Source organism: Halomonas sp., from assembly GCF_014859505.1.
Taxonomy (GTDB): domain Bacteria; phylum Pseudomonadota; class Gammaproteobacteria; order Pseudomonadales; family Halomonadaceae; genus Halomonas.
This window is the reverse complement of record NZ_JACUUD010000031.1, coordinates 1-26,094: the sequence shown is the minus strand read 5'-3', so window position 1 is coordinate 26,094 and position 26,094 is coordinate 1. Positions and strand designations below refer to the sequence as shown.

Genomic DNA, 26,094 nt, shown 5'->3' with positions numbered 1-26,094 from the left:
ACCTGCCCGACCGCTTCTGCACCGGCTCCTCGATCATGCCGCAGAAGAAGAATCCCGACGTGCCGGAGCTGGTGCGCGGCAAGACCGGCCGGGTCTACGGCCACCTGATGGGCCTGCTGACCCTGATGAAGTCCCAGCCGCTGGCCTACAACAAGGACAACCAGGAGGACAAGGAGCCGCTGTTCGACGCCGTGGATACCGTCAAGGACTGCCTCAAGGCGTTCGCCGACATGGTGCCCGCCATCGAGCCGAAGAAGGCCCAGATGGCCGAGGCGGCCCGCCGCGGCTTCTCCACCGCCACCGACCTGGCCGACTACCTGGTGCGCCGTGGAGTGGCCTTCCGCGACGCCCACGAGATCGTCGGCCTCTCCGTGGCCTACGGTCTCAAGCAGCAGAAGGACCTCTCCGAGATGAGCCTCGAGGAGCTCCAGCAGTTCTCCGACGCCATCGCGGGCGACGTCTTCGAGGTGCTGACCCTGGAGGGCTCGGTGGCCGCCCGCAACCATATCGGCGGCACTGCCCCCGATCAGGTGCGCGCCGCCGCCCAGCGCGCCCGCGACGCTCTCACCGTTATGGAGGCAGGCGCCTGATGGGCCGATTCGCACTTGCCGCCCTGGCAATGACCCTGGCATTGGTCATGGCGCTGGGCCTGACCGGCTGCGGCCAGAAGGGCCCCCTCTACCTGCCCGACGACGAGCCGGCGGCCGAGCAGTACGGCCCCCGCGACGCCGACAACGCCCCCGACGACAGCGAGAGCTAGGCATGGATCACTTCGAATATCGCGACGGCGTGCTCTACGGCGAGGAGGTCCCCCTGACCCGCATCGCCGAGCAGTTCGGCACGCCCTGCTACGTCTACTCCAAGGCCACCCTGGCCCGGCACTTTCGCGCCTACACCGAGGCGCTGGGCGGCCACCCCCACTTGATCTGCTACGCGGTGAAGGCCAACTCCAACCTCGCCGTGCTGGGCCTGCTGGCCCGCCTGGGCGCCGGCTTCGACATCGTCTCGATGGGGGAGCTGGAGCGGGTGCTGGCGGCCGGCGGCGACCCCGCCCGGGTGGTCTTCTCCGGTGTCGCCAAGCAGGAGGCCGAGATGGCCCGGGCGCTGGAGGTGGGCATCAAGTGCTTCAACGTGGAGTCGCGCCCGGAGCTCGAGCGCCTCGATGCAGTCGCCGGCCGGCTCGGCAAGGTGGCGCCGGTGTCGCTGCGGGTCAACCCGGACGTGGACGCCGGCACCCACCCCTACATCTCCACCGGGCTCAAGGACAACAAGTTCGGCATCCCGGTGGACGAGGCGCTGGCGGTCTACGAACTCGCCACCGGCCTGCCCAATGTGAAGGTCACCGGCCTTGACTGCCATATCGGCTCCCAGCTCACCGAGCTCTCGCCCTTCCTGGACGCCCTGGACCGCCTGCTGGTGCTGCTCGAGACCCTGCGCGCTCGCGGCATCGAGGTGGAACACCTGGACCTGGGCGGCGGCCTCGGCGTGCCCTATCGCGACGAGCACCCGCCGGCGCCCTTCGACTACGCCTCGGCCCTGCTGGAGCGCCTCTCCCGGTGGGAGGGCAGCGAGCGGCTGACCCTGCTCTTCGAGCCGGGCCGATCGATTGCCGCCAACGCCGGGGTACTGCTGACCCGGGTGGAGTTCCTCAAGCCCGGCGAGACGAAGAACTTCGCCATCGTCGACGCCGGCATGAACGATCTGATCCGCCCCGCGCTCTACCAGGCGTGGCAGGCGATCCTGCCGGTGGACACCCGCCGCGCCCGGGAGAGCGCCCTCTATGACGTGGTGGGTCCGGTGTGCGAGACCGGTGACTTCCTGGGCAAGGAGCGGGAGCTCGCCATCGCCCCCGGTGACCTGCTGGCGGTGCGCTCCGCCGGGGCCTACGGCTTCGTGATGGCCTCCAACTACAACAGCCGCCCGCGTCCCGCCGAGGTGATGGTGGATGGCGAGGCCGCCCACCTGGTGCGCCGCCGCGAGCGCCTGGAGGAGCTGTGGGCGGGCGAGGCCCTGTTACCGGAAGAGTCGTTGCCGGAAGAATCGCTGCCGGAGGACACCGACTGATGCTGCTGCACTTCACCAAGATGCAGGGCCTGGGCAACGACTTCATGATGATCGACCTGGTCACTCAGCGGGCGCGCCTGCAGGACGACCAGATCCGCCGCCTGGCCGACCGCCGCTTCGGCGTCGGCTTCGACCAGCTGCTGATCGTCGAGCCGCCGCGAGACCCGGACATGGACTTCCGCTACCGCATCTTCAACGCCGACGGCAGCGAGGTGGAGAACTGCGGCAACGGGGCACGCTGCTTCGCCCGCTTCGTGCGTGACCAGCGGCTGACCCACAAGCACGAGATCCATGTGGAGACCGCCGGGGGACCACTGGTGCTGCTGGTGGAGGACGACGGTCGGGTGCGGGTCGACATGGGGGAGCCTCGCTTCGCCCCCGCCGATCTGCCCTTCGACGCCGCCGAGGATCGCCCGCTGCATCTCCTGGAGGTGGAGGGCGAGCGCCTCGAGATCGGCGTCGTCTCCATGGGCAACCCCCATGCAGTGCTGCGGGTCGACAACGTCGATGACGCCCCGGTGGAGCGCCTGGGCCCGGCCATCGAGGCCCATCCGCGCTTTCCCAGACGGGTGAACGCGGGCTTCATGCAGGTCGTCTCCCCCCACGAGATCCGCCTGAGGGTCTTTGAACGGGGCAGCGGCGAGACCCTGGCCTGCGGCACCGGCGCCTGCGCCGCCGTGGCCAGCGGCATCCGCCAGGGGCTGCTGGAGAGCCCGGTCACCGTGCACCTGCCCGGCGGCGACCTGGCCATCGAATGGGGAGGCCCCGGCACCTCCCTGACCATGAGCGGCCCCGCCGAACGCGTCTATGACGGCCGCATCATCCTGATCTGAGTTCTCTAGCACCACTGCCGAGGAGTTGGTATGTCACGAGCCGCCCCCGAACCGCGCAAGACCCTCGACCCGGATCGGGTGGCCGAATGGCTGGCCACCCACCCGGACTTCTTCGTCGGTCGCGAGGGGCTGCTGCAGCAGCTCAAGGTGCCGCATCCGGAGGCCCGCGGTGCCACCTCGCTGCTGGAGCGGCTGGTTCACGACCTGCGCACCCGCGCCGAGCAGGCCGAATGGCGCCTGGAGCAGCTGCTGGAATCGGCCCGCCACAACGAGGCCCAGTACCGGCGCACCCGGGAACTGGTGCTGGCGCTGCTGGAGGCCGAGGACGGCGACGCCCTGGGCCAGGCCCTGGCCACCCAATTCTGCGAGCGCTTCTCCACTCCGGCAGTGGCGCTGTGGTGCCCGGCCAGCCTGACCGATGCCGAACCCCAGCCGCCCCAGGCGCCGCGCCAGGTCCTCGACGAGCACGCCGGCTCGCGCCTGTCGGCACTCCTCGACGGCCGTACCAGCCGCTGCACCCGGCTCACCCCCACCGACTGGAAACGGCTGCTGCCCCACACCACGGCACCGCGCCGCTCCGGCTCCTGCGCCATCACCCGGCTGACCCTGGGCGAACCGCTGGGCTACCTGGTGCTGGCCAGCCCCGACGCCGATCACTTCCGCGCCAGCATGGATACCCTGTTCAGCGAATACGTGGGCGACGTGGTGGCCCGGCTGCTGGTGCGCCACGCCGCGCGCAATGGCTGAGCGCCCCTCCGCGGCAGGCCCGCTGGCCGAGGAGGTCGAGGCCTTCCTGGCGGGGCTTTCACGCACCGCCAGCCCCGCCACCCTGGACGCCTATCGCCGCGACCTCACCGCTCTGCTGGCCTTCCTGGTCGAGCGTGACATCGACGACTGGCGACGGCTGGACGCCGCCCTGCTGCGCCGCTTCCTGGGCGGCGAGCGCGCCCGGGGGCTGGCGCCACGCAGCCTGGCCCGTCGCCGCTCGGCCATCTCAGGGCTGGCCGACCACCTGGTCACCCGGGGCCGACTGACCCACAACCCGGTGGCCCTGACCCGGGCCCCGCGCCAGCCGCGCCACCTGCCGCGTCCGGTGGACGTCGACCGCCTGAAGCACTTCCTGGAGACGCCCCACGACGGCTCGCCGCTGGCGGTTCGCGACCAGGCCATGCTGGAGCTCTTCTACTCCAGCGGCCTGCGCCTGGCCGAACTGGCGGGGCTCGATCTGAGCGACCTGCAGCCCGAGCGGGTGCGGGTGCTGGGCAAGGGCGGCAAGCCCCGCCAGGTACCGGTGGGCCGCCACGCGCGCCGCGCGCTTGACACCTGGCTCGCCCTGCGCGAGACCCTCGCGGCGCTCGGCGAGACGGCGCTGTTCGTGGGCAACCGCGGCACCCGCCTGGGGCACCGGGCCATCCAGCAGCGCCTCGCGCTGGTCGCCCGCCGCCGCGGGCTCGACGAACACCTGCATCCGCACCGCCTGCGCCACTCCTTCGCCAGCCACCTGCTGGAGTCGAGCCAGGACCTGCGCGCCGTCCAGGAGCTGCTGGGCCACGCCAACCTGGCCACCACCCAGGTCTACACCCGGCTCGACTGGCAGCACCTGGCGGCCAGCTACGACGCCGCCCATCCGCGGGCGCGGCGCCGGCCCGCCGCGGAACCCGACGAGGAACCATCGTGAGACTCGAGGCGATCACCTTCGACCTGGACGACACCCTGTGGGACAACGGTGGGGTGATGCGGCGCACCGAGGAGGGCCACTACGCCTGGCTGGACGCGGCATTGGCAGAGTGGCTGGAAGAGCGGCTGAGCGAGCAGGGCGAAGTGGCGCACCAGGCGGGAACGCGCGGCCGCTTCGCCGAGCGCTTCCCCCTGGAGGCCTTCCTCGTGCGCCGTCAGCGCCTGGCCGGCGCCCATCCGTTGCGCCGCGGCGACTTCACCTGGCTGCGCCGCCGTGCGCTGGCCGACCTGCTGGGCGAGTATGGCCTGGCCGCGGAGCACGCCGAACACTGGGCCAGCCGCGCCATGGAGCGCTTCATGGTGCTGAGGCACGAGGTGACGCCCCATGCGGAGGTGGACGAGCTGCTGGACGAGCTGGGCAGACGCTACCAGCTGGCCAGCATCACCAACGGCAACGTGGAGATCGCCCGCCTGGCGCTGGGGCGCCACTTCCCGGTGGCCATCGCCGCCGGCGAGCTGCTGGCGCCCAAGCCCGACCCGCGGCCCTTCCTGGCCGCCCTGGCCCAGCTGAGGGCGGCGCCGTCACGGGCGCTCCACGTGGGGGATTCCTGGGAGGAGGACGCCCTGCCGGCGCGGCGGCTGGGTATGCAGGCGGCCTGGATCGGCCCCGACGACCGGGCACTGCCCGCCGGCATCCACCGCCTGGGCCACGTGCGCGAGCTGCCGGAGCTGATCCGCTGGCTGGAACGCCGGCGCTAGCCCGCTTCGCTGCCGAGCAGCCAGGCGTCGAGGCGCGCATGCGCCTCCTCGACGCCCTGCCCCTTGAGCGACGAGAAGAGCTGGATGCTGACCAGGTCCTCCCACTCGCGCAGTCGGGTGCGTACCTGCTGCAGGGCGCTGGCCGCTGCGCCGCGCTTGAGCTTGTCGGCCTTGGTGAGCAGGATATGCACCCGCATCGCCTTGTCATCCGCCCAGCCCAGCAGGGTCTGGTCGAACTCCGTGAGCGGATGGCGCACGTCCATCACCAGCATCAGGCCGCGCAGCGAGGCGCGGCGCTGCAGGTAGTCGGAGAGGTGGCGCTGCCACTCCAGCTTGACCTGCTCCGGGACCTTGGCGAAGCCGTAGCCGGGCAGGTCCACCAGGCGCCGGCCGGCATCATCGCCCAGGGTGAAGAAGTTGATCAGCTGGGTACGCCCGGGGGTCTTGGAGGTGCGCGCCAGGGAGTTCTGGCGGGTCAGGGTATTGATGGCGCTGGACTTGCCGGCGTTGGAGCGACCGGCGAAGGCCACCTCGGCGCCGCTGTCGGGCGGGCACTGGGCCAGGGTGGGGGCGCTGGTGAGGAAACGGGCGGTCTGATAGTTGAGTCGCGCCATGGCGATGACATCCTGACGATGGTCGAAGGGAGACGGGGCGCGGCTTGCATTCCCGCCGCCGGGGTGATTCGGTATAATGCAGTGTCTTTTGTCTGCGACCCGGGGCACGCTAGTGTACCACCGCGCCCTCGACGTCCGCGAACCAGCAGGTCAAGAGCTCTGGAATGGCTCGATTCTGGTTCCCCTCGCGATCCGGGCGGCACCCAGGGTACGTACCGGTCAACAACGTAACGGCATAGTGGATTAGCGATGAGAAAGTTACTGGCAAGCCTGGCAATTACCATGGGCGCCATCGGCGCCGCCCACGCCGACCTGGAGGCCGACGCCGATGCGGCTGCGGGTCGCGAGAAGGCGCAGAGCTGCGCCGCCTGTCACGGCCAGTCGGGCGTCAGCCCGGCCTCGGCCTTCCCGCATCTCGCCGGCCAGCAGATGTCCTATATCGCCAAGCAGATCATGGATATCCGCGACGGTCATCGCGTGGTGGCCCAGATGGCCGGCCAGGTGGACAACTTCTCGGACCAGGACGCCTGGGACGTGGCCAAGCACTTCGCCCAGCAAGACGCCAACCTGGGTCAAGCCGATCCCGACGCCGCGCTGCTGGAGCGTGGCGAGGAGCTCTACCGTGCCGGCGACATGGCCAAGGGCATCCCGGCCTGTACTGCCTGCCACACTCCCACTGGGGCAGGCGTCGGCAGCGCCGTCTACCCGGCCCTCTCCGGCCAGTTCGCGGAGTACACCGTCTCCACCCTGCAGGACTTCGCCGCCGGCGAACGGGCCAACGACCCGGCCAACATCATGCGCGACATCGCCGCCAAGATGAGCGATAACGACATGGAAGCCGTGGCCAACTACGTGCTTGGTTTGCACTGATCGGCCTGCACCGAGACAGGCGAAACGCCACGCTCAGCGCAAGCCAGGGCGGCCCTCGGGCCGCCCTCATTGTCTGCCCGCCAGCCCTGCTGTGGAACCCTCGGCAGTGAACGGGCTCAAAGGCAGGGACGCCCGGCGCGTACCGGATCACCCAAGGAGAGTTCCTGATGTTCAAGCCCCTGATGTTTGCCCTCGCCGGCCTCGGCCTGTCGAGCCTGGCCACTGCCTCCCCGCTGGTCGAAGGCCAGCACTACGAGGTACTGCCCCAGACCGTCGAGACCCGCGTCGAGGAGGGCCAGATCGAGGTCACCGAGGCGTTCTGGTATGGCTGCCCGCACTGCTACAACCTGCAGCAGCATGTCACCGCCTGGTACGAGACCCTGGGTGACGACGTCAGCGTGGTGCACCTGCCCGGCACCATGGGCGGCGACTGGAACAAGCACGCGGCGGCCTTCTACGCCGCCGAGGAACTGGGCATCACCGAGGCGGTCCACGCCGATTTCTTCGACGCCATCCACCAGCAGAACCGCCGCCTCACCGAGGTCGACGATGTGGCCGACTTCTACAGCGACTATGGCGTCAGCGAGGAGGAGGCCCGCCAGGCGCTGGGCTCCTTCGCGGTGAAGAGCAAGGTCAACCAGGCCCATTCGCGGCTGCGCGCCATGCGCCTGATGGGCGTGCCCGCGCTGGTCATCGATGGCCGCTATCTGGTCACCCCCTCCAGTGCCGGCAGCCTCTCCAACATGCCGCAGATCGCCGACGCGCTGATCGAGAAGATCCGCGAGGAGCGTAGTGACAGCTGACATGTCGCATCTGGCCGAGGCAAGGACGCCGCCCCTCGAGGGCGGCCATCTGAAGCTGCTCACCTTCAACATGCAGGTGGGCATACAGACCTCGGCCTATCATCACTACCTGACCCGCAGCTGGCAGCACCTGCTGCCGCACCCCAAGCGCCAGCGTCGCCTGGACATGGTCAGCGAGGTGCTGGGGCGCTTCGATATCGTCGGCCTCCAGGAGGTCGACGGCGGCAGCTTCCGCTCCAGCAACGTCAACCAGGTGGAGTACCTCGCCAGTCACGGGGGCTTCCCTCACCATTTCCAGCAGCTCAACCGCAACCTGGGCCGCATCGCCCAGCACAGCAACGGGCTGCTGTCCCGGCTGACACCCAGCCTGATCGAGGAGCACCGCCTGCCCGGCACCCTGCCCGGACGGGGCGCCATTCATGCCCGCTTCGGTGACGGACCCGACGCCCTGCACCTGTTCGTCGCCCACCTGGCACTCAGCCATCGCGGCCGGGTGCGCCAGCTCGACTATCTCTCCGAGATCATACAGCCCCTGCGCCATGTGGTGGTGATGGGCGATCTCAACTGCACGCCGGATCAGCTCCACGGCCACCAGCGTTTCTGCGCCTCGCTGCCGCTGCACCCGGTACGACCGCTGCTCAGCTACCCCTCCTGGCAGCCACGCCGGGCACTGGACCATATCCTGCTGTCGAACTCGCTGCAGGCCGCAGACGTGCGGGTGCTGGACCACCTCTTCTCCGACCACCTGCCGATCGCCGTGGATGTCCAGCTGCCGGCGGCCTGCCTGCAGACGCTGACCGCCTGACTCAAGGCCGAGCACGGCTGAAACTCGCTTTTCACCCCCAGGGTTGAGGCCCGGGGATGACGATCATCGCCGAATCGGCGATGATGCCCGTCATTTCCGCTTCCGGACGAGACCTGTCATGACACCCCCCGCCCGCGAACCGGCCCTGCTCCGCGGCCTGGACGCCTTCACCGACCGCATTGGCCAGGCCATCGCCTGGCTCGTCATCGTCATGATGGCGGTGCAATTCGCCATCGTGGTGATGCGCTACGTGTTCAACATCCACAGTACCGTGATGCAGGAATCCGTGATGTACATGCACGCCGCGGTCTTCATGCTGGGCGCCGCCTGGACCCTGCGCCGCGACGGCCATGTGCGCGTGGACATCTTCTACCGGCGGCTCGGCGACCGCGGCCGCGCCTGGATCGACCTCTGCGGCACCCTCTTCCTGCTGATCCCGTTGGTGCTGTTCATCGGCATCGGCAGCTACGGCTATGTGCGCAGCAGCTGGGCGATCATGGAGCGCTCGCCGGACGGTGGCATCCCCGGCGTCTATCTGCTCAAGAGCCTGATACTCGTGATGATGGTGCTGCTGCTGATCCAGGGCATCGCCCAGTTGATCCGCCAGGTGCTGATCATCCGCCACCGACTGCCCGGCAAGTCGTCCGATCACGAGGAGCTTGTGTGATGCTGGCCACCCTCCTCGAGTTCATGCCGCTGGTGATGTTCGCCGCGGTGTGCGCCGTGCTGATGCTGGGTTACCCGGTGGCGCTGTCGCTGGCCGGCACCGCGCTGATCTTCGCCGGACTCGGCTACGCCCTGGTGCAGATGGGCGTCCCGGTGCCCTTCGAGACGCGCTACCTGGGCGCCATGCCCAACCGCCTCTACGGCATCATGACCAACCAGACGCTGCTCGCCGTGCCGCTGTTCGTGCTGATGGGGGTACTGCTGGAGAAGTCGCGGATCGCCGAGACCCTGCTCGACGCCATGTCGCTGGCCTTCGGCGCCCTGCGCGGCGGGCTCGGCATCGCCGTGGTGCTGGTGGGCATGCTGCTGGCCGCCTCCACCGGTATCGTCGGCGCCACCGTGGTCACCATGGGGCTGCTCTCGCTGCCCACCATGCTCAAGCGAGGCTACTCGCCGTCGCTTGCCACCGGCACCATCTGCGCCACCGGCACCCTGGGCCAGATCATTCCGCCCTCCATCGCCCTGGTGCTGCTGGGCGATGTGCTCAACAACGCCTACCAGCAGGCGCAGCTGGCCATGGGGGTGTGGAGCCCCCGCACCCTCTCGGTGGGCGATCTGTTCATCGGCGCCCTGGTGCCGGGCCTGCTGCTGGTGGTGGCCTATATCGTCTACCTGCTCATCACCGCCTGGTTGAAGCCGGAGACGGCACCGGCCGCGGACCGCCGGGCGCTGATGGAGGAACTGGGCCATACCGGCAGCCTCTGGCCGCTGCTGATCAAGGGGCTGGTGCCGCCGGTGCTGCTGATCGTCGCCGTGCTCGGCTCGATCCTCGGCGGCTTCGCCACGCCCACCGAGGCCTCTGCGGTGGGCGCCTTCGGCGCCTTCCTGCTGGCCCTGGTCAACCGGCGGTTGAGCCTGCCGATCCTTCGCGAGGTGGTGCAGTCCACGACTCAGGTCACCAGCATGGTGTTCCTGATCCTGATCGGCGCGGCGCTCTTCTCGCTGGTGTTCCGCGCCTTCGGCGGCGAGGAGCTGGTCGTGGAGCTGTTCGAGGCGCTGCCCGGCGGGGTCGTGGGGGCCACCCTGGTGGTGATGCTGGTGATCTTCCTGCTCGGCTTTATCCTCGACTTCATCGAGATCACCTTCGTGGTGGTGCCCATCGTCGGCCCGGTGCTGCTGGCCATGGGGGTCGACCCGATCTGGCTCGGCATCATGATCGCGGTGAACCTGCAGACCTCCTTCCTGACGCCGCCCTTCGGCTTCGCGCTCTTCTACCTGCGCGGGGTGACGCCGGCATCGGTGCCCACCTCGGCGATCTACCGGGGGGTGATCCCCTTCATCGCCCTGCAGCTCTGCCTGCTGCTGGCGCTGGCACTCTTCCCGGCGCTGGCCACCTGGCTGCCTTCGGTGCTCTGAGGTACGACGGGCAGGCTATTGGCAGAGCGGAGCGAGCCACTGCTGTGCCAGCAGCAGCACCACGGCGTAGCGCGCCCCCTTGGCCAGGGTGATCAGCAGGATGGCCCGCCACCAGGGCAGCCGGAAGATACCGGCCAGCACGGTGAGCGGATCGCCCACCACCGGCGCCCAGGAGGCCAGCAGGCTCCATTCGCCGAAGCGCAGGTACCAGCGCTCGGCCCGGGCCAGCCCCGCCGGGGAGGCGGGGAACCAGCGCCGGTCCTGGAAGCGGCGGGCATAGCGCCCCATCCAGACGTTGATCAGGCTGCCCAGGGTGTTGCCGGCGGTGGCCACCGCCCACAGCATCAGGGCCGGCTCGCCCAGGCACCACAGCCGAGCCAGCCATACCTCCGAGCCCCCCGGCAGCAGGGTGGCGCTGACCAGGGCCACCGCAAACAGGCTCAGCATGTTCTTCTCTTGTCAGGTAACCCCATGACCGACTCATCCTCGATTCCCAAACACGTGATCCCCAACGTGCTAACCATCGCCGGCTCCGACCCCAGCGGCGGCGCCGGCATCCAGGCCGATCTCAAGACCTTCTCGGCGCTGGGCGCCTATGGTACCAGCGTGATCACGGCGCTGACCGCCCAGAACACCCGCGGCGTCACCGGCGTGCACCCGGTGCCCGCCAACTTCATCGCCGCCCAGCTCGAGACCCTGCTCGACGACGTGCACATCGACGCGGTTAAGATCGGCATGGTGGCAAGCCGCGAGGTGGCCGAGGTGATCCGCGAGGCGCTGACCCGGCGGCGCCCGCGCTGGGTGGTGCTGGACCCGGTGATGGTGGCCAAGAGCGGCGACATCCTGGTGGACGACGCCGGCATCCGCGCGGTGCGCGAGGTGCTGGTGCCGCTGGCCGACCTGGTCACCCCCAACCTGCCCGAGGCCGCGGTGCTGCTGGATCTCCCGGCCCCCGCCACCCGGGATGAGATGCTGGCTCTTGCGCCGGCGCTGCAGGCGCTGGGCGCCGGCGCCACCCTGCTCAAGGGCGGCCACCTCGCCGGTGAGGAGTGCCCTGACCTCCTGATCACCGCCGAGGCGACCCGCTGGGTCGAGGGCGCCCGGGTCGATACCGCCAACCTGCACGGCACCGGCTGCACCCTCTCCTCGGCCATCGCCGCCCGCCTGGCCCGGGGCGACTCGCTGCCGGTCGCGGTGGCGGGGGCCAAGCAGTGGCTGGGCGAGGCGCTGGCCGCGAGCCAACAGCTTGACGTAGGTCAGGGACGCGGCCCGGTTCACCACTTCCACGCCTGGTGGTAGGCGCTTTCCGGCGTTTTGCTCCTTGCAGGGGCGGCGCCGGCCTCCCATCCTGAAGGTCCCACCTTCCGGGAAGCGGAGACCGCCACCATGACCCAGACCCTGCTGTTCGCCTGCGACCTCTCGGCCGAGAACCGCGCCGCCTTCGCCCGGGCCCTGCGCCTGGCCGGCGAACAGGGCGCCCGGCTGGACGTGATCCACGTGCTCGACCCCTATCTGCCGCGGCGGGTGCTCCACGACCTGGAGGAGGCGGTGGTGGCCGACATGCAGGCGATGCTGACCGACATCCGCGAGGACTACGCCCTGCCGGAGCCTCAGGTGCTGCTGCAGACGGTGGCCGGCTCCCCCTACGCCGAGATCATCCGCGAGGCCCACGAGCGGGAGGTGGACATGATCATCCTCGGCGCCCACCGCAAGCGCGGCCAGCCGGATCTCGTCGCCGGTACCACCCTGGCCAGGGTGCTGCGCAGCGCCCCCTGCCCGGTGCTCACGGTGAGCCACCTGGCCACCCAGGAGTGGCGCGACATCCTGGTGCCGGTGGACTTCTCGCTGACCTCGCGCCATACCCTGCGCGAGACCCTCAAGCACTTCCCCGAGGCGCGCCTGACCCTGCTCCATGCCTGGGATATCCCCGGCGAGCGCGAGCTCGGCTCCAACGGCGACTATGCCCGCTGGCGGGATCGCGAGGTGGCCCGCCTGCGCACCCAGCTCGAGCGGGAGACCGAGCAGCTGATGGCCGAGCTCGACGACGTGCCGGAGCTCGAGCTGGTGCTGGAGCAGGGCGACCCCCTGGAGGTGCTGATGACCCGCCTGCGCCGCCAGCCCCCGGACCTGCTTGCCCTGGGCAGCCGCGGCCAGCTGGGCCGCCAGAGCCAGATCACCGAGCAGCTGCTGGCCGAGCCCCACTGCGACATCATGCTCTGCCGCGCCTGGTAGGCGCTATTCGATACAGAACCTCTACGCGATGGTAAAGTCTGTACATGACTGACGTTCCATCGCCGGAGGTTCCCCATGCATCGCCCTGCCCGTCACGCCATGCCCCACGGCATCCCCGCTCCCCAGACAGTTCTCCTGCTGCTCGCCCTGCTGCTGGCCAGCCTGCCGCTGCGGGCCGCCGCAGAGACGGTGGAGGTCAGGGGCGTGCGGTTCGCCACCCAACTGGAGGAGGCGGGCCAGGCCTACCGATTGATCGGCCACGGCCTGTTCCGCTACATGATCTGGACCGCCTATGCCGGCGCCTACTACCAGGCCCCCGAGACGCCGGAGCCGGCCCCGCTGTCGTCTGTGCCGCGACGGCTGGAGCTCGAGTACTTCCATGCCATCGAGGCCGACGACTTCGCCGCCGCCACCCGCGACAGCGTGCGCGAGCGCCTCGGCGAGGCGGCCTATCGCGAGCTGCTGCCGGCGCTCAACGCCTTCAACCGTGCCTATCGCAGCGTCGAGCCCGGCGACCGCTACGCCCTGACCTGGGACGGCGAGGCCCTGCGGCTGGCCCTCAACGGCGAGACGCTCTATACCGGTGACGACCCGGCCCTGGCCAGCGCGCTGTTCGGCATCTGGCTCGGCGAGAGCCCCCTGCGGGACGACTTTCGCGACGCGCTGCTCGGGCGCCGCTGAGCGGTCCGCGTGCTAGGCTTGTTCCCTCGATTCAGTCGACACACCGGCAATCTCGTGGAGAGCAGAGATGAAGGCACTGATCCAGCGGGTCACCCGGGCCAGCGTGGCCGTGGAGGGGCGCACCGTGGGCGCCATCGGCCACGGCCTGCTGGCGCTGGTAGGGGTGGAGAAGGGCGACGACGAGGCCGCCGCCGACCGGCTGCTGCACAAGCTGCTGCACTACCGGGTTTTCGGCGACGCCGAGGGCAAGATGAACCTCGACCTCCAGCAGGTCGACGGCGGGCTGCTGCTGGTCTCCCAGTTCACCCTGGCGGCCGACACCCGCAAGGGGCTGCGGCCCAGCTTCTCCAGTGCCGCCCCGCCCGATGAGGGCCACCGGCTGTTCCACTACCTGCTGGCGCGGGCCGAGGCGGCCTGGCCCCGGGTGGAGAGCGGCGAATTCGCCGCCAATATGGAGGTCTCGCTGGTCAACGACGGGCCAGTGACCTTCCTGCTGGACAGCTAGCCGCCGAGCTCGGCCTCCATGGCCTCCAGCGCCTCCTCGGCGGCGAGCCACTCGGCCTCCAGGTCATCCAGGCGGGACTTGAGCTCCCCCTGGCGGGCCAGGATGGCGGTGAGCTCCTCCTTGCGTGCGGCGTTAGTATAGAGCTCAGCGTCGGCCAGGACCTCCTCGACCTCGGCCAGCTCCGTCTGGACCTTCTCCATGGCCTGCTCGGCGCGGTCGCGCTGCTTCTTCAGCGGGCGCAGCTTCTCGCGCAGCTCGGCGGCGGCCCGGCGGGCCGCCTTGCGATCCTCCTTCGGCGCGGCGCCCTCCGCCTGGCGCCCGCCCTTCTCGACCCGGGCCTCGCGGCGCTCGCCCTCGAGCCGCGCCTTGAGCCAGGCCCGATAGTCCTCCAGGTCGCCATCGAAGGGCTCGACCCGGTGGTCGGCCACCCGCCAGAACTCGTCCACGGTGGCACGCAGCAGGTGGCGGTCGTGGGAGACGATGATCACCGTGCCCTCGAAGGCCGCCAGCGCCTCGGTGAGCGCCTCGCGCATCTCCAGGTCCAGGTGGTTGGTGGGCTCGTCGAGCAGCAGCAGGTTGGGCTTCTGCCAGGCCACCAGGGCCAGCGCCAGCCGCGCCTTCTCGCCACCGGAGAAGCGTCCCACCTCGCCGAAGGCGTCGTCGCCCTGGAAGCCGAAACCGCCCAGGAACTTGCGAATGTCCAGGTCGGCGGCCGTGGGCGAGAGCCGCTGGACGTGCATGAAGGGCGTCGAGGCGAGATCCAGTCCCTCGAGCTGGTGCTGGGCGAAGTAGCCGATGGCCAGATGCTCGCCGGGCACCCGCTTGCCGGCCAGCAGTGCCAGCTCGCCGGTGAGCGACTTGATCAGCGTCGACTTGCCGGCGCCGTTGGGCCCGAGCAGGCCGATGCGCTGCCCGGGCAGCAGGGTCAGCTTCACGTTATCGAGTTGTGCCGCCTCGCTTCCCGCCGCATCGCGATAGCCCAACCGCGCCTCGTCCAGCACCAGCAGCGGATGAGAGGTCTTGTCCGCCGCGGGAATGGTGAAATGAAAGGGCGAGTCGGCGTGGGCCATGGCGATGTCGCCCATGCGCTCGAGCATCTTCAGGCGGCTCTGGGCCTGGCGCGCCTTGTTGGCCTGGTAGCGGAAGCGCGCCACGAAGCGCTCGATCTCCTCGCGCCTCGCCTGCTGCTTGGCCGCCTCGGCCTGCTGCAGGGCCAGCTTCTCGGCCCGGGTGCGCTCGAAGGTGGAATAGTTGCCGCGATAGAGCACCAGCGTCTGGTGGTCGAAGTGCACGATGTGGTCGCACACCGCGTCGAGGAAATCGCGATCGTGGGAGATCAGCAGCAGGGTACCGGGGTAGCGCGCAAGCCACTGCTCGAGCCACAGCAGGGCGTCCAGATCCAGGTGGTTGGTGGGCTCGTCGAGCAGCAGCACGTCGGAGGGCATGAACAGGGTACGCGCCAGGTTGACCCGCATTCGCCAGCCGCCGGAGAAGTCCGACAGCGGGCGCGCCAGATCCGCCTGGGCGAAGCCCAGCCCCACCAGCAGCTGCGCTGCACGGGCCGGCGCGCTGTAGCCGTTCAGCGCCTCGATGGCGCCGTGCAATTCTGCCTCGCGGTGGGCGTGATGGGCCTCCCGAGCGGCCACCAGGGCCGCCTCGGTTTCACGCAGCTCATGGTCCCCATCGAGCACATAGTCGACGATGGCCCGATCCAGCGCCTCCACCTCCTGGGCCATATGGGCGATGCGCTGGCCACCGCTCATCTCGACATCGCCCCGATCCGGGGCCAGCTCGCCGAGGAGCAGCTTGAACAGGCTCGACTTGCCGGCGCCGTTGGGGCCGACGATGCCCGCCTTGTGGCCGGCATGCAGGGTCAGGTCGGCCCCTTCCAGCAGGGCCTGGGTGCCGCGTTGCAGGGAAACTTGGCGCAGTGCGATCATGCGGGCTCCACGGGCAGTTCAGGGAAGCCGCCGCCATGCCGGCGACGGCCGAGGAAACGAACGATGATTCTACCGAAATGACGGCCGCTCTGCGGGACCGACTGGCCGCCGCCCCCCTCGAGGCCTTTGCCCTCGCCCTCTATGCCCGTCCCGGTATCGAGGCCGCCTGCCTGCGACTCCAGGACGAGGCGGGCATCGACGTCTGCGAGCTACTGTGGCGCTGCTGGCTACTCCAGCACGGGGTAGTGCCGGGTGATAGCACCGAGGAGGCGCTCGCCGACGTCCATGGCTGGCAGCGCGAGGTCACCGCCCCGCTGCGCCGGCTGCGCCGCGCCCTGAAGGGCCACGCGCCCGGCCGCCCCGGTGTCGAGAAACTGCGCGCCAACCTCAAGCAGGCCGAGCTCCAGGCCGAGTTGGAGGCCCTCGCCAGGCTGGAGGCACTGGCCCGTCAAGGCCCCCTTCGGCCACTGCTGCGGAGTCGGGAAAGGGCCGCAGAATGTCTCGCCCGAGGCCTCCAACTGCAGAAAAAATCACATCTTTCAACGCTCCATACGCTGATTGCCTGCCTTGACCCTCCCCCGGGCCCACGCTAGCCTGAAAGCACATGTGCGGACTCCATGTCCGTGTCGTGCCTGTCATTTTCGCTAGAACATGACCACCTAACCGGTAAGGGGACTACAAGAATGAAGGCAACCAAGCTGATGACCACGGCCACCGTCGGCGCCCTGCTTTTCGGGATGTCTGCGGCGGCCCATTCCGCCAACTGGCGCTATGCCCATGAGGAGTTCGAGGGCGATGTTCAGGACGTCTTCGCCCTGGCGTTCAAGGAGTACATCGAGGAGAACTCCGACAACACCGTCCAGGTCTATCGCTTTGGCGAGCTGGGCGAGTCGGACGACATCATGGAGCAGGCTCAGGCCGGTATCCTGCAGTTCGTCAACCAGTCACCCGGCTTCACCGGCGCGCTGATCCCCGAGGCGCAGATCTTCTTTGTTCCCTACCTGTTGCCCACCGATGAAGAGCAGGTCATCGAGTTCTTCAACACCAGCGTGGCCATCAACGAGATGTTCCCGGAGCTCTACGCCGAGCAGGACCTGGAGCTGCTCAAGATGTATCCGGAAGGCGAGATGATCGTCACCCTGGATGAGCCCTTCACCACCCCGGAGGATCTGCGTGGCAAGAACATCCGTATCATGACCAACCCGCTGCTCTCCGCCACCTACCGTGCCTTCGGCGCCAGCCCGACGCCGCTGCCCTGGGGCGAGGTCTACGGCGGCCTGCAGACCGGCATCCTCCAGGGCCAGGAGAACCCGATCTTCTGGATCGAGTCCGGCGGCCTCTACGAGGTCTCCCCGAACCTGGTCTATACCGGTCACGGCTGGTTCACCACCGCCATGATGGCCAACCAGGACTTCTTCGATGGTCTTTCCGAAGACGACCAGCAGCTGGTGCGTGACGCCAGCGAGCACGCGTACGAGATCATCATCGATCACATCTCCGGCCTGGCCGACGAGTCCCTCGTCAAGATCCAGGAGGCCTCCGACGAGGTCACCGTGACTCGCCTCACCGAGGAGCAGATCGAGGCCTTCCGCGCCCGAGCCCCGCAGGTCGAGGAGGAGTTCATCGAGATGACCGGCGAGCGTGGCCGGGAGCTGCTCGAGCAGTTCCACGCCGACCTGGAAGCCGTGAAGGGCGACTGATTCTCCAAGGAACCACCGTCACCGCAGCAAGCAAGGGGGTAGCCGTGAGGCTGCCCCCTTTTGCCTTCGCCGTCACGGGGCCCCTCTCCGGGGGAGTGCGCCGGCCACTCAGCGTTGAAGCCTCGACGGCATGACGAAGCCTGACGGCGTACTCTCGAGGAACGACAGTAATCATCGTGCGTGGGGAATGAACAGGAGCCCGCCGACATGGAAATGAACGAAGACGACATTGCCGAGAAGAACTACCGCTCGACGCTACCCGGACCGCTGGGACCCATCGACACCTGGATCAGCCGGGCAGAGGCGGTCATCCTGGCCATGGGGGTGATCCTCATGGCCACCAACACCATCGCCAACGTGCTGAGCCGCTTCATCCTCGGCGAGAGCCTGCACTTCTCGGAGGAGGTCAACCGCATACTGATCGTGATGATCACCTTCGCCGGCATCGGCTATGCGGCGCGCCACGGCCGGCACATACGCATGTCGGCCATCTACGACGCCGTGCCCACCGGCGGGCGACGCTGGATGATGATCATCATCTGCCTGTTCACCGCCCTGGTGATGTTCGTGCTCTGCTACTACTCGATCGGCTATATCGCCACGCTCTATGGTCGCGGGCGCGTGCTGCCCTCGCTGAGCATTCCGGTCTGGATCATGTATGTGTGGGTACCAATCGGCTTTGCCATCACCGGCATCCAGTACCTGCTGACCGCCATCAAGAACATGACCTCCCGCGACGTCTACCTCTCGACCCACGTGGTGGACGGCTACAAGGACACGGAAACGGAAGTCTGATTCCGAGCGAGGCACACCCCCATGACAACCATTATCGTCTCCATCATGATCGTGCTCCTGCTGCTCGGGTTCCCGATGATGATCCCTCTGGTCACGGCGGCCTTCGTCGGGTTCTACATGACCTTCGGCGGCCTCGGCCAGATGGAAACCCTCATCCAGCAGATGATGGGCGGCATCCGCCCCACGGCGCTGATCGCCGTGCCGATGTTCATCCTGGCCGCCGACATCATGACACGCGGCCAGTCGGCCAACCGACTGATCAACATGGTCATGAGCTTCGTCGGCCACATCAAGGGCGGCCTGGCGGTCTCCACCGCTGCCTCCTGCACCCTGTTCGGCGCCGTTTCCGGCTCCACCCAGGCCACCGTGGTGGCGGTAGGTTCTCCGCTGCGCCCGCGCATGCTCAAGGCGGGCTACAAGGACCCCTTTACCCTGGCGCTGATCATCAACTCCAGCGATATCGCCTTCCTGATCCCGCCGAGCATCGGCATGATCATCTATGGCGTCATCTCGGGGACCTCCATCGGCGAGCTGTTCATCGCCGGCATCGGACCGGGCCTGCTGATCCTGGCCATGTTCTCGGTCTACTGCGTGGCCTACGCCACCATCAACAAGGTGCCTACAGAGCCCCGCGCCACCTGGAAGGAACGCGCCCTTTCGGTCAAGGGTGCCCTCTGGCCACTGGGCTTCCCCGTGCTGATCGTCGGCGGCATCTACGGCGGCATCTTCAGCCCCACCGAGGCCGCTGCCGCCTGTGTGCTGTACGCGGTGCTGCTGGAATTCGTGGTGTTCCGTTCGCTTAAGCTCCATCACATCTACGCCATCGCCAAGTCCACTGGCCTGATCACCGCGGTGGTATTCATCCTGGTGGCGGTAGGCAACGGCTTCTCCTGGATCATCTCCTTCGCGCAGATCCCCCAGACGATCCTGGAGGCGGTGGGCATCAACGAGGCCGGGCCGATAGGCGTGCTTATCGCCATCTCGGTGGCCTTCTTCGTGGCCTGCATGTTCGTCGACCCCATCGTGGTGATCCTGGTGCTGACGCCGATCTTCGCCCCGGCCATCGCCGCCTCCGGCCTGGACCCGGTGCATGTCGGGGTGCTGATCACCCTGCAGGTGGCGATAGGCTCGGCCACGCCACCCTTCGGGTGCGACATCTTCACCGCCATCGCCATCTTCAAGCGACCCTACTGGGAGGTGATACGCGGCACCCCACCCTTCGTCTTCATGCTGGTGCTGGCCGCCGCGCTGATCATCATTTTCCCGCAGATCGCCCTGTTCCTGCGCGACATGGCGTTCCGCTGATCCACTGACCATGATCCAATAACCCCAAGGGAGACACGCCATGTTCAATCGGATACTGGTCCCGGTGGACGGCTCCAAGGGGGCACTGAAAGCCCTGCAGAAGGGCGTCGGCCTGCAACTGCTGACCGGCGCCGAGCTCTACATCCTGTGCGTCTTCAAGCACCACAGTCTGCTGGAGGCCTCGCTGTCCATGGTACGCCCGGACAAGCTGGAGATCCCCGACGAAGCCCTCAAGGAATACGCCACCGAGATCGCCGTGCATGCCAAGAACGAGGCGATCGAGATGGGCGTGCCGGCCGACAAGCTGCGCGCCTTCGTCAAGGGCGGGCGCCCGTCTCGCATCATCGTGCGCTTCGCTCGGAAACGGGAGTGCGACCTGATCGTGATCGGCTCCCAGGGGACCAACGGCGACAAGAGCCTGCTGCTGGGCAGCGTGGCCCAGCGCGTGGCCGGTTCCGCCCACTGCCCCACCCTGGTCGTCTGAGCCGGGTGGTATCATGGCCGCGGTCGGGCCGGTCTTGCACCATCGCCGTGCGGAACCGGCCCGCCCCCGCGGAGTCCCATGGTCTCCATTCACCGATGGCGCTTCGCGCCTAATCACAAGGCCCGTTCATGAAGAGACTGCTGACCACCGCTTCCCTGACCGCCCTGCTCGGCGTCGCCCCCCTGGCGCTGGCCGCGCCGGAGACCGACGAGGGCCGCCTCGGCTACAGCCTGGGCGTGACCCTTGGTCAGAGCATCCAACAGGATGTGCAAGACCTGGACGTGGACGCCTTCACCCAGGCGATCCAGGACGTCTTTGCCGGGGGCGATCTGGCGATGAGCGACGAGGAGATGGCCGAGACGCTGATGCGCTTCCAGGAGGAGGCCATGACCGCTCGCCAGGCCGAGGCCGAGCAGCGGGCCGAGAACAACCGCGCCGAGGGCGAGGCCTTCCTGGCCGCCAACGCCGAGGCGGAAGGCGTCGAGGTCACCGCCTCCGGCCTGCAGTATCGGGTGCTGGAGGCCGGCGACGGCGCCACCCCAGGACCCGATGATAGCGTCGAGGTTCACTACGAGGGCACCCTGATCGACGGCACCGTCTTCGACAGCTCCCTGGAGCGCGGCGAGCCGGTGAGCTTTCGTGTCGACCAGGTGATCGACGGCTGGCAGGAAGCCCTGCAGCTGATGAGCGTCGGCGACAGCTGGGAGATCGTGATCCCCGCCGAGCTGGCCTACGGCGCCCAGGGCCAGGGGCCCATCGGCCCCCACGAGACCCTGATCTTCCACGTCGAGCTGCTCGACGTAATTGATGACTGAGCCTGACGACTGAGCCCCATGACCTCACCCACCCTTCTCGCCGCCGGCCTTGTGCTGGCGGCTTTCGTCGCTCTCCCAGCTGCCGCTGATCGCCTTCCCGACCTGCCCCGGCTGGGGCTAGCGAAGACCGACGCCAGCGTGATCGGCGTCTCCTCCGGCGGCTACATGGCCACCCAGTTGGCGGTGGCCTGGCCCGAGCGTTTCCAGGGTCTCGCCGTGCTCGGTGCCGGCCCCTGGTCCTGCGCCCAGGGCACCCTGCGCCGCGCCCTGGGCCAGTGCATGACCAGCCGGCTTGGCCCGCCCTCCCTCGATGAACTGGAGCAGCGCCTGGCCGACTACCGCGAGCTGGAGCGCGTAGGCAGCGCCGAGGCCCTGGCCGAGCTGCGCGCCTTCGTCTGGCACGGTGAAAAGGACGAGATCGTCGCCCCGGCCCTGGGCGCGGCACTGGCCGAGCAGCTGGCCGGCTGGCTGGCGGCTCCCGAGACACAGCTGCGCTTCGTGCAGAGCGACGGCGTCGGACACGGCTGGCCCATCGGCCGCCGCTCGCCCCCACCCCCGGCCACGGAGCTGGGCGACTGCCACCAGGGCGGCGGTACCCATCTGCTGGGCTGCGACCGGGACCTTGCCGGCGAGGCCATGGCCTGGCTCCACAAGGCGCCGCCAGGCGCGGACGAGGCCGCCGAGGCGGATTCGCTCACCGGCGACCTGCTGCATTTCGATCAGGGCGACTTCGCCGTCAAGGGTCTCGACTCGGCGGGCTATCTGTTTGTACCCGAGGCGTGCGACATGGGCGGCTGCGCGCTCACGGTCGCGTTGCACGGCTGCGGCATGAGCGCGGAACAGATCGGCGAGACCTTCGTGCGCCACAGCGGCCTCAACGAGTGGGCGGCCGCCCACGAGCGGGTCGTCCTCTATCCCCAGGCCGAGACCAGCCTGGCCAACCCCCAGGGCTGCTGGGACTGGTGGGGATTCGCCGAGAGTACCTGGCAGCTCGATCCGCTCCACGATACCCGGGAAGGCACCCAGGTACGCGCGCTGATGGCCATGATGGATCGCCTGCAGGAGGCATCGACCCCGCGCTGAGGCGGGGCCGGCAGGCGAGCAAGGCAGGAGCAGCCTTGTAGGGGCTCCCGGTCAGAGCGTCTCGCCGAGGGCGGAGAGCAGCGCATGGGGCGCCGGTGAGTAGAGCACCCGCCGCAGGATGGTGCCCTCGCGATCCACCAGGTAGAGCGACGAGCTGTGGTCGATGGTGTAGGCCATGGCCGACTCCGGGGTCTCGACCCGCCGCCAGATCACCCCGTAGCGCTCGGCGAGTTCCTCGAGCTCGGCCTCGCTGCCGGTCGCACCGATGAAGGCATCGCCGAAGAAGCCGGTGTACTCCGCCAGGCGCTCCAGGGTGTCACGCTCGGGATCCACCGAGATCATCAACGGCACCACCCGCTCGCGGTCGGCGTCATCCAGGTCGGCCAGCGCCCGGCGCACCACCGCCAGGCTCATTGGGCAGACGTCAGGACAGTAGGTATAGCCGAAGAAGACCACCGCCAGCTGATCCTCCTCGAGGTCGGACAGCGAGAAGTCGCCCCGGGTCGAGGAGAGCTCGATGGGGCCGCCGGCCAGGCCATTACCACCGCCGCTGGCCCCAAGCTGCTGCTGGAACCAGCCGTAGCCACCCACGCCCAGCACCAGCACGATCAGCACGAGCCCCGCCCAGAGTCCCTGTCGTTTCATAGTCGGCTTCTCACCACCTCGAAATTGAATCCGCTGCCCAGGCGGCGTTCACCGCCGGTGACGATCACCCTGGCACGCCAGGGCATCTCCGCATCGGTGCAGATCGGGACCTGCCCCTCACCGTGGAAGGTACCATCGGCCTGCCGGGCCAGCGGATAGCGATGCAGTCCCATGTCCATGTCGCGGCCGATGAATTCCACCGCCACCGACTCCGCCTCGATGCCTTTCAGGGCCACCGTCATCGGCAGGATCTCCAGGGCACGGATCTCGCCGCCGGCGCCCAGATCCAGCGTCAGGCTGCCCTCCTCGCCCAGCGCCGCCCGACAGACGCCCTGGCTCGGATCGCAGCCGGCCTCCTCGGGAAACCAGCTCACGTCGTCGCTGCCGCGAAGACTGTAGCTGGTCAGGTACCAGAGCGCCATGGCCACGGTCCCCAGGGTGAAGAGGACCAGCACCCGCAGCAGCGGAGGGCGCGAGATGGCCGGGTCGGTGGAAGCGGGGATTGTCATGGCGGCGAGAGGGAGCGTTCACTGAGGGAAATGTCGCGTTAAGCTTATCAGCATTCGCCTGTGGCAGAGTGCGCAAGGATGTCGCAGGGCAAACCGATCAAGGAGATGACGATGACAGGCGTGGCGAATGCACTGGGGCCCCTGTTCCTGCTGATCCTGCTGGGCACCGTGCTGGGCCGGTTGCGCCAGCCGGGCGGCGACTTCTGGCCGCAGCTGGAGCGGCTGATCTACTTCCTGCTGTTTCCCGCCATGCTGGTATCGACCCTGGCCACCGCCGACGTCAGCCAGGTGCCGGTGGCGCGTGTGGCCCTGGCCCTGCTGGGCGCCATGGGCCTGTTCGGCGCGCTGCTGTGGGGTCTGCGCGGCTGGCTGGGCCTCGACCCGCCGGCCTTCACCTCGGCCTTCCAGGGGGCGCTGCGCTTCAACACCTACGTGGGAGTAGCCGGGGCCGCCGCCCTGCACGGCGCGCCGGGCGCCACCGTGGCCGCCGTGGCCGTGGCGCTGATGGTGCCGGTGGTCAACGTCATGTGCGTGGCGAGCTTCATCGCCGCGGGGACCCTCGGCGCCGGCAGCCTCGGCAGGAGCCTGGCGGCGCTGGCCCGCAACCCGCTGATCCTCGGCTGCCTCATCGGCATCGGCCTGAACGTGAGCGGCATCGGGCTGCCGGGGTGGAGTGCGGACACGGTGGAGCTGCTCGGCCGCGCCGCCCTGCCGCTGGGCCTGGTGGCGGTGGGCGTGGCGCTGCGCCCCGAGGCACTGCTGCGCCTCGACCGCGGCGTCTGGGTCACCAACACCATCAAGCTTGGGCTGATGCCGGCCCTGGTGCTGGCGCTCGCCCTGGCGCTGGGTCTCGACCCGGTGAGCCGGGACGTGGCGCTGCTGTTCGCCGCCCTGCCCACCGCCACCTCCGCCTATATCCTGGCTCGCCAGCTGGGCGGTGACGCCGAGATGATGGCGGCGCTGATCACCGCCCAGACCCTGCTGGCCATGGCCACCTTGCCGCTCTGGCTGCGCCTGGCCGGCGCCGGGTGAGGCGGTAACAAAAACATCCTGAATTGACGCGGGCGGGGGCATCGGGGGGGGAAGCGAGCGTGATCACTCGACGCGGCGGTAGATCAGATCCCAGACGCCGTGGCCGAGGCGCTCGCCGCGGGCCTCGAACTTGGTGAGCGGGCGGAACGCCGGCCGCGGCACGTAGGGGGCCGTCTCCGGTGCGGCGGTGTTGGCATAGCCCGGGGCGGCGTCCATCACCTCGGCCATCCACTCGGCGTAGGCCTCCCAGTCGGTGGCCATGTGGAAGGTGCCGCCGACCTTGAGACGGCCGCGCACCAGCGCGACGAAGGCAGGTTGCAGGATACGCCGCTTGTGGTGCTTCTTCTTCGGCCAGGGGTCGGGGAAGAAGAGCTGCAGGGTGTCGAGGCTACCCTCGGGCAGGCACTCCTCGAGTACCCGCAGGGCGTCCTCCCGGTAGATCCTCAGGTTGGTCAGGCCGCGCTTGTCGGCCTCGTCCAGCAGCTTGCCCACGCCGGGGGCGTGCACCTCGATGCCGATGAAGTCGGTGTCGGGGTGGGTCTCGGCCTGCTCGATCAGCGAGGCGCCCATGCCGAAGCCGATCTCCACCACCCGAGGGGCGCTGCGGCCGAACAGGGCATCCAGGTCCTGGCGGCCATCGGCCAGGGTCAGGCCCAGCCGCGGCCAGACCTCCTCGAGGCCGCGGGTCTGGGCCTGGGTCATGCGCCCGGCGCGCAGCACATAGCTCTTGATGCCGCGGCGGTGCAGCGGGGCGTCCGGGCCTTCCGGTCCGGTGGTGGCGGTATCGTCGCGGGACTGGTCACTCATGGGGCGGTCGGGGCTCTCGTTCTGGGCGCTGGTGTCAGGCGTACGTTGCGGGCGATCGATGGTGGCTTCAGCCGTTGATGCGGCCGGCGAAGGGCGAGGAGGGGTCGGCGCTCTGGCGGCGCGGCATGCGCCCGGCCAGGAAGGCCTCGCGGCCCGCCTCCACGGCCTTCTTCATGGCGCTGGCCATCAGCACCGGCTGGCGGGCGTGGGCGATGGCGGTGTTCATCAGCACGCCGTCGCAGCCCAGCTCCATGGCCATGGCGGCATCGGAGGCGGTGCCGATCCCGGCATCCACCAGCACCGGCACGCTGGCCTGCTCGATGATCAGGCGAATGTTGTGGGGGTTCTGGATGCCGTGACCGGAGCCGATCAGCGAGCCCAGCGGCATGATGGCGCAGCAGCCCAGGCGCTCCAGCTCGCGGGCCACGATGGGGTCGTCGCTGGTGTAGACCATGACGTCGAAGCCATCCTTGATCAGCACCTCGGCGGCGGCCAGGGTCTCCACCACGTTGGGGTAGAGGGTCGAGTCGTCGCCCAGCACCTCGAGCTTCACCAGGCGGTGGCCGTCGAGCAGCTCGCGGGCCAGCCGGCAGGTGCGCACCGCATCCTTCGCCGTGTAGCAGCCGGCGGTGTTGGGCAGCAGGGTATAGCGCTCCGGGGAGACCACGTCGAGCAGGTTGGGCTCACCGGCTTCCTGCCCCAGGTTGGTGCGCCGCACGGCGAAGGTGACCACCTCGGCGCCGGAGGCGGCGATCGCCTCGCCGGTCTCGTCGAAGTCCTTGTACTTGCCGGTACCGACCAGCAGGCGGGAGGCGAATTCGCGCCCGGCGATGCGCAGCGGCTGGTCCTGAAAGAAGTCTGTCATCGAGTCTGCCTTCTGTGATTGTCTTCGCTAGGGTGCGCGGGTGGCCCTCAACCGCCGCCGATGGCGTGGACCACCTCGACCCGATCCCCCTCGACCAGGCGGGTGACGGCATGTTCGCTGCGAGGCACGATCTCCTCGTTCACCTCCACGGCGATGCGGCGACCGGCGAGCCCCAGGGACTCGACCAGC

General features: G+C 69.0%; 32 protein-coding genes. 24 read left to right on the top strand and 8 right to left on the bottom strand.

The genetic code is table 11. The annotated features are described in order from the left end of the window. The 7 genes from IBX53_RS06685 to IBX53_RS06655 form a co-directional block, all read left to right on the top strand. On the top strand, window positions 1-590 hold a 590-nt coding region (locus IBX53_RS06685), incomplete at its 5' end, for a lyase family protein (RefSeq protein WP_290907031.1). A gap of 29 nt (window positions 591-619) precedes the next feature. Next, a complete protein-coding gene (locus IBX53_RS06680; protein ID WP_367171543.1) occupies window positions 620-760 on the top strand; it encodes a lipoprotein in 141 nt (46 codons plus the stop codon). A gap of 2 nt (window positions 761-762) precedes the next feature. Then, the gene (lysA, locus tag IBX53_RS06675; protein WP_290907027.1) at window positions 763-2,064 is read left to right on the top strand and encodes a diaminopimelate decarboxylase; all 1,302 of its coding nucleotides are present in this window, start codon (window positions 763-765) and stop codon (window positions 2,062-2,064) included. Beyond that, window positions 2,064-2,897, top strand: a complete 834-nt coding sequence (dapF, locus tag IBX53_RS06670) for a diaminopimelate epimerase (RefSeq protein WP_290907026.1) — start codon at window positions 2,064-2,066, stop codon at window positions 2,895-2,897. Before lysA ends, dapF begins: the two co-directional genes overlap by 1 nt. Before the next feature lie 30 nt (window positions 2,898-2,927). Next, entirely contained in the window at window positions 2,928-3,644 is a 717-nt protein-coding gene (locus tag IBX53_RS06665) for a DUF484 family protein (protein WP_290907024.1), read from the top strand. Then, a complete protein-coding gene (locus IBX53_RS06660; RefSeq protein WP_290907023.1) occupies window positions 3,637-4,575 on the top strand; it encodes a tyrosine recombinase XerC in 939 nt (312 codons plus the stop codon). The genes IBX53_RS06665 and IBX53_RS06660 overlap by 8 nt, the downstream gene beginning before the upstream one ends. After that, window positions 4,572-5,333 carry an HAD family hydrolase gene (locus IBX53_RS06655; protein WP_367171542.1) on the top strand — a complete coding sequence of 254 codons (762 nt, stop codon included), beginning with the start codon at window positions 4,572-4,574 and terminating at the stop codon, window positions 5,331-5,333. Before IBX53_RS06660 ends, IBX53_RS06655 begins: the two co-directional genes overlap by 4 nt. Here IBX53_RS06655 and yihA read toward each other — a convergent pair. Further along, window positions 5,330-5,947, bottom strand: coding sequence for a ribosome biogenesis GTP-binding protein YihA/YsxC (gene yihA, locus IBX53_RS06650; RefSeq protein ID WP_290907021.1), 618 nt, complete (start codon window positions 5,945-5,947; stop codon window positions 5,330-5,332). The two genes, IBX53_RS06655 and yihA, sit on opposite strands and share 4 nt — an antisense overlap. A gap of 249 nt (window positions 5,948-6,196) precedes the next feature. Here yihA and IBX53_RS06645 point away from each other — a divergent pair, with 249 nt between their 5' ends. The 5 genes from IBX53_RS06645 to IBX53_RS06625 all read left to right on the top strand — a co-directional run bounded on the left by IBX53_RS06645 (window position 6,197) and on the right by IBX53_RS06625 (window position 10,507). Further along, entirely contained in the window at window positions 6,197-6,817 is a 621-nt protein-coding gene (locus tag IBX53_RS06645) for a c-type cytochrome (protein WP_290907020.1), read from the top strand. A 167-nt stretch (window positions 6,818-6,984) separates the two neighbouring features. Next, on the top strand, window positions 6,985-7,620 hold the full coding sequence (locus IBX53_RS06640; protein ID WP_290907018.1) for a thiol:disulfide interchange protein DsbA/DsbL: 636 nt from the start codon (window positions 6,985-6,987) through the stop codon (window positions 7,618-7,620). 1 nt (window position 7,621) lies between these two features. After that, complete coding sequence (locus IBX53_RS06635) at window positions 7,622-8,425, top strand: endonuclease/exonuclease/phosphatase family protein (protein ID WP_290907017.1); 804 nt, start codon at window positions 7,622-7,624, stop codon at window positions 8,423-8,425. 118 nt (window positions 8,426-8,543) lie between these two features. Beyond that, on the top strand, window positions 8,544-9,092 hold the full coding sequence (locus IBX53_RS06630) for a TRAP transporter small permease subunit (protein ID WP_290907015.1): 549 nt from the start codon (window positions 8,544-8,546) through the stop codon (window positions 9,090-9,092). Next, complete coding sequence (locus tag IBX53_RS06625; RefSeq protein ID WP_290907014.1) at window positions 9,092-10,507, top strand: TRAP transporter large permease subunit; 1,416 nt, start codon at window positions 9,092-9,094, stop codon at window positions 10,505-10,507. The genes IBX53_RS06630 and IBX53_RS06625 overlap by 1 nt, the downstream gene beginning before the upstream one ends. 15 nt (window positions 10,508-10,522) lie before the next feature. Here IBX53_RS06625 and IBX53_RS06620 read toward each other — a convergent pair whose 3' ends face one another. Further along, complete coding sequence (locus IBX53_RS06620; protein ID WP_290907012.1) at window positions 10,523-10,954, bottom strand: YqaA family protein; 432 nt, start codon at window positions 10,952-10,954, stop codon at window positions 10,523-10,525. A gap of 24 nt (window positions 10,955-10,978) precedes the next feature. On the opposite strand from IBX53_RS06620, the gene thiD reads away from it, so the two are divergent. The 4 genes from thiD to dtd all read left to right on the top strand — a co-directional run bounded on the left by thiD (window position 10,979) and on the right by dtd (window position 13,925). Continuing rightward, on the top strand, window positions 10,979-11,806 hold the full coding sequence (gene thiD / locus IBX53_RS06615) for a bifunctional hydroxymethylpyrimidine kinase/phosphomethylpyrimidine kinase (protein WP_290907010.1): 828 nt from the start codon (window positions 10,979-10,981) through the stop codon (window positions 11,804-11,806). A gap of 87 nt (window positions 11,807-11,893) precedes the next feature. Beyond that, a complete protein-coding gene (locus IBX53_RS06610; protein WP_290907009.1) occupies window positions 11,894-12,739 on the top strand; it encodes a universal stress protein in 846 nt (281 codons plus the stop codon). Between the two features lie 75 nt (window positions 12,740-12,814). Continuing rightward, window positions 12,815-13,420: a chalcone isomerase family protein gene (locus tag IBX53_RS06605; RefSeq protein WP_290907007.1), complete on the top strand. Its 606-nt coding sequence runs from the start codon at window positions 12,815-12,817 to the stop codon at window positions 13,418-13,420. 67 nt (window positions 13,421-13,487) lie between these two features. Beyond that, a complete protein-coding gene (gene dtd / locus IBX53_RS06600) occupies window positions 13,488-13,925 on the top strand; it encodes a D-aminoacyl-tRNA deacylase (protein WP_290907006.1) in 438 nt (145 codons plus the stop codon). Here the strand turns inward: dtd and IBX53_RS06595 are convergent. Next, on the bottom strand, window positions 13,922-15,865 hold the full coding sequence (locus IBX53_RS06595; RefSeq protein WP_290907004.1) for an ABC-F family ATP-binding cassette domain-containing protein: 1,944 nt from the start codon (window positions 15,863-15,865) through the stop codon (window positions 13,922-13,924). The genes dtd and IBX53_RS06595 overlap by 4 nt on opposite strands. A gap of 77 nt (window positions 15,866-15,942) precedes the next feature. Here IBX53_RS06595 and IBX53_RS06590 point away from each other — a divergent pair, with 77 nt between their 5' ends. The 7 genes from IBX53_RS06590 (at window position 15,943) to IBX53_RS06560 (ending at window position 22,047) form a co-directional block, all read left to right on the top strand. Next, a complete protein-coding gene (locus tag IBX53_RS06590; RefSeq protein WP_290907001.1) occupies window positions 15,943-16,458 on the top strand; it encodes a TIGR02444 family protein in 516 nt (171 codons plus the stop codon). Window positions 16,459-16,548: 90 nt separating this feature from the next. Continuing rightward, window positions 16,549-17,565 (top strand): TRAP transporter substrate-binding protein DctP, encoded by a 1,017-nt coding sequence (gene dctP, locus IBX53_RS06585; RefSeq protein WP_290906999.1) that lies wholly within the window; start codon window positions 16,549-16,551, stop codon window positions 17,563-17,565. 207 nt (window positions 17,566-17,772) lie between these two features. Continuing rightward, window positions 17,773-18,360, top strand: a complete 588-nt coding sequence (locus tag IBX53_RS06580) for a TRAP transporter small permease (RefSeq protein ID WP_290906997.1) — start codon at window positions 17,773-17,775, stop codon at window positions 18,358-18,360. A 21-nt stretch (window positions 18,361-18,381) separates the two neighbouring features. After that, window positions 18,382-19,665: a TRAP transporter large permease gene (locus IBX53_RS06575; RefSeq protein ID WP_290906995.1), complete on the top strand. Its 1,284-nt coding sequence runs from the start codon at window positions 18,382-18,384 to the stop codon at window positions 19,663-19,665. Between the two features lie 40 nt (window positions 19,666-19,705). Further along, on the top strand, window positions 19,706-20,149 hold the full coding sequence (locus IBX53_RS06570; protein ID WP_290906993.1) for a universal stress protein: 444 nt from the start codon (window positions 19,706-19,708) through the stop codon (window positions 20,147-20,149). A gap of 128 nt (window positions 20,150-20,277) precedes the next feature. Beyond that, window positions 20,278-20,964, top strand: a complete 687-nt coding sequence (locus IBX53_RS06565; protein WP_290906992.1) for an FKBP-type peptidyl-prolyl cis-trans isomerase — start codon at window positions 20,278-20,280, stop codon at window positions 20,962-20,964. An 18-nt stretch (window positions 20,965-20,982) separates the two neighbouring features. Further along, on the top strand, window positions 20,983-22,047 hold the full coding sequence (locus IBX53_RS06560) for a PHB depolymerase family esterase (RefSeq protein ID WP_290906990.1): 1,065 nt from the start codon (window positions 20,983-20,985) through the stop codon (window positions 22,045-22,047). Window positions 22,048-22,098: 51 nt separating this feature from the next. Here IBX53_RS06560 and IBX53_RS06555 read toward each other — a convergent pair whose 3' ends face one another. Next, window positions 22,099-22,692: an SCO family protein gene (locus IBX53_RS06555; RefSeq protein ID WP_290906989.1), complete on the bottom strand. Its 594-nt coding sequence runs from the start codon at window positions 22,690-22,692 to the stop codon at window positions 22,099-22,101. After that, window positions 22,689-23,201, bottom strand: a complete 513-nt coding sequence (locus IBX53_RS06550; RefSeq protein ID WP_290906987.1) for a hypothetical protein — start codon at window positions 23,199-23,201, stop codon at window positions 22,689-22,691. The genes IBX53_RS06555 and IBX53_RS06550 overlap by 4 nt, the downstream gene beginning before the upstream one ends. Window positions 23,202-23,312: 111 nt before the next feature. Between IBX53_RS06550 and IBX53_RS06545 the strand changes: the two genes are divergently transcribed. After that, window positions 23,313-24,233 carry an AEC family transporter gene (locus IBX53_RS06545; protein WP_290906986.1) on the top strand — a complete coding sequence of 307 codons (921 nt, stop codon included), beginning with the start codon at window positions 23,313-23,315 and terminating at the stop codon, window positions 24,231-24,233. 63 nt (window positions 24,234-24,296) lie between these two features. Here the strand turns inward: IBX53_RS06545 and trmB are convergent, their stop codons facing one another. From trmB to thiS, 3 genes are all read right to left on the bottom strand, one after another. After that, window positions 24,297-25,040: a tRNA (guanosine(46)-N7)-methyltransferase TrmB gene (gene trmB / locus IBX53_RS06540; protein ID WP_290906984.1), complete on the bottom strand. Its 744-nt coding sequence runs from the start codon at window positions 25,038-25,040 to the stop codon at window positions 24,297-24,299. 67 nt (window positions 25,041-25,107) lie between these two features. Next, window positions 25,108-25,905, bottom strand: coding sequence for a thiazole synthase (locus tag IBX53_RS06535; protein ID WP_290906983.1), 798 nt, complete (start codon window positions 25,903-25,905; stop codon window positions 25,108-25,110). 47 nt (window positions 25,906-25,952) lie between these two features. Continuing rightward, the gene (thiS, locus tag IBX53_RS06530) at window positions 25,953-26,093 is read right to left on the bottom strand and encodes a sulfur carrier protein ThiS (protein ID WP_290907033.1); all 141 of its coding nucleotides are present in this window, start codon (window positions 26,091-26,093) and stop codon (window positions 25,953-25,955) included. Window position 26,094: the final 1 nt, after the last annotated feature.

Excerpts from the sequence above, each read along its gene's own strand:
- IBX53_RS06575 (WP_290906995.1), top strand. The coding sequence starts at position 18,382 with ATGACAACCATTATCGTCTCCATCATGATCGTGCTCCTGCTGCTCGGG.
- lysA (WP_290907027.1), top strand. The coding sequence starts at position 763 with ATGGATCACTTCGAATATCGCGACGGCGTGCTCTACGGCGAGGAGGTC.
- IBX53_RS06620 (WP_290907012.1), bottom strand. The coding sequence starts at position 10,954 with ATGCTGAGCCTGTTTGCGGTGGCCCTGGTCAGCGCCACCCTGCTGCCG.
- dtd (WP_290907006.1), top strand. The coding sequence starts at position 13,488 with ATGAAGGCACTGATCCAGCGGGTCACCCGGGCCAGCGTGGCCGTGGAG.
- IBX53_RS06580 (WP_290906997.1), top strand. The coding sequence starts at position 17,773 with ATGGAAATGAACGAAGACGACATTGCCGAGAAGAACTACCGCTCGACG.
- IBX53_RS06660 (WP_290907023.1), top strand. The coding sequence starts at position 3,637 with ATGGCTGAGCGCCCCTCCGCGGCAGGCCCGCTGGCCGAGGAGGTCGAG.
- IBX53_RS06570 (WP_290906993.1), top strand. The coding sequence starts at position 19,706 with ATGTTCAATCGGATACTGGTCCCGGTGGACGGCTCCAAGGGGGCACTG.
- IBX53_RS06535 (WP_290906983.1), bottom strand. The coding sequence starts at position 25,905 with ATGACAGACTTCTTTCAGGACCAGCCGCTGCGCATCGCCGGGCGCGAA.
- IBX53_RS06635 (WP_290907017.1), top strand. The coding sequence starts at position 7,622 with ATGTCGCATCTGGCCGAGGCAAGGACGCCGCCCCTCGAGGGCGGCCAT.
- trmB (WP_290906984.1), bottom strand. The coding sequence starts at position 25,040 with ATGAGTGACCAGTCCCGCGACGATACCGCCACCACCGGACCGGAAGGC.
- IBX53_RS06560 (WP_290906990.1), top strand. The coding sequence starts at position 20,983 with ATGACCTCACCCACCCTTCTCGCCGCCGGCCTTGTGCTGGCGGCTTTC.
- IBX53_RS06555 (WP_290906989.1), bottom strand. The coding sequence starts at position 22,692 with ATGAAACGACAGGGACTCTGGGCGGGGCTCGTGCTGATCGTGCTGGTG.
- IBX53_RS06630 (WP_290907015.1), top strand. The coding sequence starts at position 8,544 with ATGACACCCCCCGCCCGCGAACCGGCCCTGCTCCGCGGCCTGGACGCC.
- IBX53_RS06545 (WP_290906986.1), top strand. The coding sequence starts at position 23,313 with ATGACAGGCGTGGCGAATGCACTGGGGCCCCTGTTCCTGCTGATCCTG.
- IBX53_RS06625 (WP_290907014.1), top strand. The coding sequence starts at position 9,092 with ATGCTGGCCACCCTCCTCGAGTTCATGCCGCTGGTGATGTTCGCCGCG.
- thiD (WP_290907010.1), top strand. The coding sequence starts at position 10,979 with ATGACCGACTCATCCTCGATTCCCAAACACGTGATCCCCAACGTGCTA.
- yihA (WP_290907021.1), bottom strand. The coding sequence starts at position 5,947 with ATGGCGCGACTCAACTATCAGACCGCCCGTTTCCTCACCAGCGCCCCC.
- IBX53_RS06590 (WP_290907001.1), top strand. The coding sequence starts at position 15,943 with ATGACGGCCGCTCTGCGGGACCGACTGGCCGCCGCCCCCCTCGAGGCC.
- IBX53_RS06645 (WP_290907020.1), top strand. The coding sequence starts at position 6,197 with ATGAGAAAGTTACTGGCAAGCCTGGCAATTACCATGGGCGCCATCGGC.
- IBX53_RS06605 (WP_290907007.1), top strand. The coding sequence starts at position 12,815 with ATGCATCGCCCTGCCCGTCACGCCATGCCCCACGGCATCCCCGCTCCC.
- IBX53_RS06680 (WP_367171543.1), top strand. The coding sequence starts at position 620 with ATGACCCTGGCATTGGTCATGGCGCTGGGCCTGACCGGCTGCGGCCAG.
- IBX53_RS06595 (WP_290907004.1), bottom strand. The coding sequence starts at position 15,865 with ATGATCGCACTGCGCCAAGTTTCCCTGCAACGCGGCACCCAGGCCCTG.
- IBX53_RS06550 (WP_290906987.1), bottom strand. The coding sequence starts at position 23,201 with ATGACAATCCCCGCTTCCACCGACCCGGCCATCTCGCGCCCTCCGCTG.
- dapF (WP_290907026.1), top strand. The coding sequence starts at position 2,064 with ATGCTGCTGCACTTCACCAAGATGCAGGGCCTGGGCAACGACTTCATG.
- dctP (WP_290906999.1), top strand. The coding sequence starts at position 16,549 with ATGAAGGCAACCAAGCTGATGACCACGGCCACCGTCGGCGCCCTGCTT.
- IBX53_RS06565 (WP_290906992.1), top strand. The coding sequence starts at position 20,278 with ATGAAGAGACTGCTGACCACCGCTTCCCTGACCGCCCTGCTCGGCGTC.
- IBX53_RS06610 (WP_290907009.1), top strand. The coding sequence starts at position 11,894 with ATGACCCAGACCCTGCTGTTCGCCTGCGACCTCTCGGCCGAGAACCGC.
- IBX53_RS06640 (WP_290907018.1), top strand. The coding sequence starts at position 6,985 with ATGTTCAAGCCCCTGATGTTTGCCCTCGCCGGCCTCGGCCTGTCGAGC.
- IBX53_RS06665 (WP_290907024.1), top strand. The coding sequence starts at position 2,928 with ATGTCACGAGCCGCCCCCGAACCGCGCAAGACCCTCGACCCGGATCGG.